We start from the raw sequence: 6,100 nt of genomic DNA, 5'->3' as shown, positions 1-6,100 counted from the left end.
TAAGGACGTAGAGTAGTTACTGAACCTACTCCTTGATAATTTCCAAGTAGTAATTCCGTATCTTCTTTTACTTCAATAGTTGCCAGGTCGACTTCTGCATCTGTTGCAAACAAATTCACAACGACTAAGATTTTCTCATCGTTTAACGTTCGCGTATAAGCATAGACTTCTTTATGTTCAGATAATAATAAGTCATAATTTCCATACATCAACACATCAGACGACTTACGAAGCTTAATCATTTTTTTATAGTACTGTAAAATCGAATCCGCTTGTGTCTCTTGTGCTTCAACGTTAATCTCTGTATAGTTTGGATTCAACCCAAACCAAGTAGAATCACTACTAGAGAACCCGCCATTAGCACTATTATTCCATTGCATTGGCGTTCTTGAGTTGTCACGACCTTGCTCCCAGATGATCTCCATAATTTCTTGATGAGAACGACCTTTAGCCGTTTCAATTCGGTAGAAGTTTTTCATTGAAACATCATCATATTCCTCAATTGTATCGAATTGAACATTGGTCATCCCAATTTCCTGACCTTGATAAATAAATGGCGTTCCTTGCATAAAGAAGAACATAGTAGCTAGTGCTTTTGCACTCTTAGACCAATATTCTCCGTCATTTCCCCAGGTGGAAACACTACGAGGTTGGTCATGATTTTCCAGGAATAGAGCATTCCAACCACGGCCTTCTAGACCCTTTTGCCATTTTGTTAATGTTTCTTTTAGGGAGATTAAATCGAGCTCTCCACCCGTCTCTTTCCCCCAAAGACCAAGGTGCTCAAATTGAAAAATCATGTTAAATGCTCCGTTTTTTTCTCCAACCCAACCATCAGCCTGATCAAGTTTTACCCCATTCGCTTCACCGACGGTCATTACGTCATATTTAGCAAGTGTTTCATCCTTCATCTCTTGTAAGAATTTATGGATACCCGGGCGGTTCATATGTCCCTCAAATGAAGGTACATAATCGAGTCCTTCTGGATTAGGAAGATCAGGTAGGCCATCAATTTTTTTAATATGAGAAATAGCATCTACACGGAAACCATCAATCCCTTTGTCCATCCACCAGTTCATCATGTCATATAGAGCATGTCGGACATCTTGATTTTCCCAATTTAAATCAGGCTGCTTTGTTGAAAAGATGTGCATATAATACTGCTCTGTTCTCTCATCAAATTCCCAAGCTGGTCCGTTAAAGATCGATTCCCAGTTGTTTGGCTCTCTCCCATCAGCACTCGCATCGCGCCAGATATACCAGTCACGCTTTGGATTATCAAGTGATGAACGCGATTCAAGAAACCAAGGATGCTCATCAGAAGTATGATTGATCACTAGGTCAATAATGAGCTTCATTCCACGACTGTGGACTTCTTCTAATAATTGATCAAAGTCGGCCATTGTACCAAAGTCAGACATAATATCTTGATAATCACTAATATCGTATCCATTATCATCATTAGGAGAACGGTACATCGGACAAATCCAAATCACATCAATGCCGAGACCCTTAATATAATCCAGCTTTTGAATAATCCCTTGTAGATCACCAATTCCGTCACCATTTGAATCCATAAAACTTCGAGGATACACTTGGTAAGCGACTGCCTCTTTCCACCACTGTCTTTTCATTTAAACCCCTCCAATTCTTTATACAGTCAAAATAAAACGTTTACATTATTAAGTATCTATAAGATCTTCAGTACCTCATCTTACTTTAATTATCATACGAGACAAACGTTTGCACGTACTATTTGCTCATTTATTATAAAACGGAATGCTAAAAGTTACAATGCTTTCTCTAAATTCATCTTCTAGATGTAAACATTTACAAATAGTCTACTCTGTTTCATTTGTATATTACGTTTCCTAAAAAAGATAATTACCTCTAAAAACGCTTATCTTCAATGATTAGTGGTTTTTTTAAACATGTTTTAACTAGTGAAATTTCAAAAAACACTTGCAACCTAAAAAAAGTTTTACTAAAATTATTCACGTGCAAACGTTTGCTCATTAATGGACGAACTTGTTTATGAAAACGGATTCTGAAAACGATTTATTTTTTTCTGTACAACATAAAAAGATTACTACTGGAGGAGGAACAAAGATGAAACAACTAATTTCATTTGATTTTTGGCAAAAGCTTGGAAAAGCATTGATGGTCGTCGTAGCTGTTATGCCAGCTGCTGGTATTATGATCTCTCTTGGTAAGCTCATCGCGATGACTGGTGGAGACATGATGGTTATCCAAACTCTCGCACGAGTAATGGAGGATATTGGATGGGCCATTATTACAAACTTACACATTTTATTCGCTGTCGCCATAGGTGGATCGTGGGCGAAAGAAAGAGCAGGAGGAGCGTTTGCTGCTTTGATCGCCTTCATATTAATTAACCGGATTACCGGTGCACTTTTTGGTGTAAATGGTGAGATGCTGCAAGATCCCGATGCAACAATATCCTTCTTTGGTCGTGAGTTAATTGTTAGCGATTACTTTACATCCGTACTTGGTGCGCCTGCCCTTAATATGGGAGTCTTTGTCGGCATTATCGCTGGTTTTGTAGGGGCCGTGTTATTTAATAAATTTTATAACTTTAATAAATTACCAGAATCTCTGTCATTCTTTAACGGAAAACGCTTTGTACCGTTTGTCGTAATTCTTGGATCTACCATAACAGCACTTGTACTATCATCATTCTGGCCATTTGTGCAAACGCTATTAAATGACTTCGGTCAATGGATTGCAACATCGCGTAACACTGCACCTGTAGTGGCGCCATTCATTTTTGGTACATTAGAACGCCTACTGTTACCCTTTGGTCTACACCATATGTTAACAGTTCCAATTAACTATACAGAGCTCGGCGGAACATACGTTATTCAGACTGGTGAGAATATTGGCCGTGTCGTTGCCGGACAAGATCCCTTATGGCTTGCGTGGGTGACTGATTTAACGAATATGCTTCGTGCTGGTGATGTAGCTGGGTACAACCAATTACTAGAAGATGTTACACCTGCTCGTTTTAAAATTGGACAAATGATCCTATCGTCTGCTGCTTTAATTGGTGCCGCACTTGCGATGTACTTAAACGTTGATAAAGAAAAGCGTCATAAGTATAAGCCTATGTACATGTCAGCTGGACTTGCTGTTTTCTTAACAGGGGTAACGGAGCCAATTGAATTTATGTTCATGTTTGCAGCTCCTGTTCTCTATGTTGTGTATGCTATATTAACTGGCTTTGCTTTTGCTGCAGCTGATGTGATTAACCTTCGTATTCACTCATTTGGATTTATTGAATTACTGACGAGAACACCGATGTCTATTTATGCAGGACTTGCTCGTGACCTAATTAACTTTGTTGTGGTATGTCTTGTATTCTTTGGCTTAAACTTTGTAGTCTTTAACTTCTTAATCAAGAAAATGAACTTACCTACGCCAGGTCGTAACGGAAACTATCTTGAAAATGAAGAAGAAGATAATCGTTCAAAAGATAAAGAAACCGGAAGCAAAGATGAGCTTGCAGGTAAAATCATCGCTTTACTTGGTGGGGAGGATAACATTGAAGATGTAGATGCTTGTATGACTCGCCTTCGTGTAACGGTGAAAGATACTGAAAAAGTAGCGACTGAAGCTGATTGGAAAGAAACTGGTGCACTTGGCTTAATCGTTAAGAGCCGAGGAGTTCAAGTTATTTATGGTCCAAAAGCTGATGTCATTAAATCTGATGTACAAGATCGATTAGGAGCGTAGATACTGTTGAAGCTTTTAACTTTAAATGTTCATGCCTGGCAAGAAAATCAACAAGACGAAAAAATCAATGAACTTGCACAGGCCATTTACGAAGAACAATACGATGTAATTGCCCTTCAAGAAGTGAGCCAACACCGAGATGCAGAATTGATTGATGGCAATGTTAAAGTTGATAATTACGGTTACGTCTTGCTAGAAAAACTTAAATCTCTTGGTGGAGACCATTACAAAATGGTTTGGGCTCCCTCCCATTATGGTTACGAGGTATATGAGGAGGGGCTTGCTCTCCTCACTCGTCATCCAATTGTTGACTCCTCTCATTTTTACGTAACAAAAAGTAAGGAGATGACAAACTGGAAGGCTCGCACAATCGTTCATGCCAAAATTAACGTGAACGGATTCATTTCTCATTTCTATTCTTGTCATATAGGCTGGTGGGAGGATACAGAAGAACCTGCACGAGAACAAATGGAAAAACTTCTAAGGCATCTTCCCTCTAATGAGCGTGTGTATTTAATGGGAGATTTCAACAACCACGCAGACCGCCGCGCTGAGGGTTACGATTYTCTTTCGCAAAACGGATTTTTAGACACGTACCAACTTGCACAGGAGAAGGATTCTGGAGTAACAGTTGAAGGAAAAATTGCCGGATGGGACCAAAACAAACAAGACCTTCGAATTGATCTCATTTTGACCAATCAACCTACAGTTGTTTCTACATCGAACGTYGTGTTTAATGGAAAGAATCGTTCTATTGTATCTGACCATTATGGTGTTGAAGTTACGGTTACACCGAAAAGTGAGTGACCAATCCGGTTACTCACTTTTTTACGTTTAAAGTTAAGCCTTCTCTTCACTTTGCTGAGCCGCACTGAACCCTTTCATGAAGTAAGCAGCCGGAAGTAATAAGCCGATACTTGCTTGAATGATAGAGAAGAATCTAGCCACTCCAATTGGCACAAGGTCTCCGTAACCAATTGACAACATCGTAACCCCACTAAAGTAAAGAAAATTTGCAAAGGTCTGCTCTGCTGGTTCTCCAGTTGGATCATTAATAATCAGAACCGGCTCCTGTATAGAAAGTAGATAATAAAGACATGCAAATCCTACTGTAGTTGCAACCAACACGTAGAACAATTTATAAAAAAGCACAGGGCAAAAATAGCTTTTTTTATAAGATTTATTGGTAAAAAAATAATAAAGGTTGGCCATCAAAAATAAAATAGTGATGGCAATTAATATCATCGAAGCCACACTCATCCCTCCTTTCATACCTATTCACCTTTTCAGAGTAAGCAAACCTCTATTTCTATTTAACAAGAGTGATAACAAAACGAAATGAACGATACCAAGCAATCCATCGCTTGGTATCGTTCATTATTCAAACCGTTCAGACCTACCCTCTAGCCATTCACTTAAAAATTCTGGTATTTCTCCTTTAAGCGCTAGACTTATATGTCCTCCACTTACTCGCTTGTACGTTTTGTCTGTACTTGCCACTATGTTCATTAATGGTTTAGTCATCTCCTCAGGAACAATCAAATCTTCTGTTGTGGAAACGACTAAAAGATTTGTTGTAAGCTTTCGGAGATCCACCTTTTGTCCATTTATTTTAAGTTTGTTTTTTATCAGTTTATTTTCTTTACCAAGGTCATTCATTAATTGTTTAAGTGCAGCACCAGCAAAAGGGATATGACCATTTACCCATTCACCCACTAATTGTTTTTTTAGCGAATAAACGTCATCTTCTTGGGGGCTAATTCGCGATAATAGTTTATCAAATGTAAATGGGGAAGTAGCCGTACGCATCCCAAACTCTACTATTTTTGCCGGGATCACTCTATATTCATCGATTAAAGCATCCAAACTTATTTCTTCTTTTTTTAATGCTTCTGCCCATTTTGATAGAAAAGGAAGCTCACTAAAATCAAGCGGTGGAGCAAATAATATGAGGTTTTTAATAGATTCTCTAGCAAGAGCTGCATATATTAAAGCAAGTGTTCCACCAAGACAATATCCTATTACAGTTAGATTCTCGGTTCTAGAATGGTGTAACGCTCGTTCTACTCCTTTTTTTATATACTTTAAGATGTAATCATCTAGCGAAGTGTCTCCATCCTCATATCCTGGTTTTCCAAAGTCGAGCAAATACACATCATATCCGCTTTTAGTAAAAGCTTCGATCATACTCATCCCAGRGGCTAAATCAAGAATATATGATTGATTTAATAGTGAATACACCAAAAATAATGGTGTATTGAACTTTTTCCGCTTTGCTGGGTAATACCAAAGTGTTGCTTTGTTTTTCTTCCAAACTGCTTTACGGGGTGTTTGTCCTATTTCACCA

General features: G+C 38.4%; 5 protein-coding genes. 2 read left to right on the top strand and 3 right to left on the bottom strand.

What is annotated here, in order from left to right; translation table 11 throughout:
- A partial coding sequence (locus AB685_RS25120; protein WP_047973321.1) for an alpha-glucosidase occupies positions 1-1,634 on the bottom strand: 1,634 nt, incomplete at its 3' end.
- A gap of 475 nt (positions 1,635-2,109) precedes the next feature.
- On the opposite strand from AB685_RS25120, the gene AB685_RS25115 reads away from it, so the two are divergent.
- Both AB685_RS25115 and AB685_RS25110 read left to right on the top strand, forming a co-directional pair.
- Entirely contained in the window at positions 2,110-3,753 is a 1,644-nt protein-coding gene (locus AB685_RS25115) for a PTS transporter subunit IIBC (protein WP_047973320.1), read from the top strand.
- A gap of 6 nt (positions 3,754-3,759) precedes the next feature.
- The gene (locus AB685_RS25110; RefSeq protein WP_047973319.1) at positions 3,760-4,560 is read left to right on the top strand and encodes an endonuclease/exonuclease/phosphatase family protein; all 801 of its coding nucleotides are present in this window, start codon (positions 3,760-3,762) and stop codon (positions 4,558-4,560) included.
- Between the two features lie 33 nt (positions 4,561-4,593).
- On the opposite strand, the gene AB685_RS25105 is transcribed toward AB685_RS25110, so the two are convergent.
- Positions 4,594-5,013: a potassium channel family protein gene (locus AB685_RS25105; RefSeq protein WP_047973322.1), complete on the bottom strand. Its 420-nt coding sequence runs from the start codon at positions 5,011-5,013 to the stop codon at positions 4,594-4,596.
- Between the two features lie 117 nt (positions 5,014-5,130).
- Positions 5,131-6,100: alpha/beta fold hydrolase (locus AB685_RS25100; protein ID WP_047973318.1), on the bottom strand; the 970-nt coding region annotated here is incomplete at its 5' end.

It is taken from the genome of Bacillus sp. LL01 (assembly GCF_001037965.1).
Note: the sequence above shows the minus strand (reverse complement) of the source record. Positions and strands in the feature narration are given on the sequence as shown.

Coding starts and splice junctions, on each gene's coding strand:
- AB685_RS25115 (WP_047973320.1), top strand. CDS start 2,110: ATGAAACAACTAATTTCATTTGATTTTTGGCAAAAGCTTGGAAAAGCA.
- AB685_RS25105 (WP_047973322.1), bottom strand. CDS start 5,013: ATGAGTGTGGCTTCGATGATATTAATTGCCATCACTATTTTATTTTTG.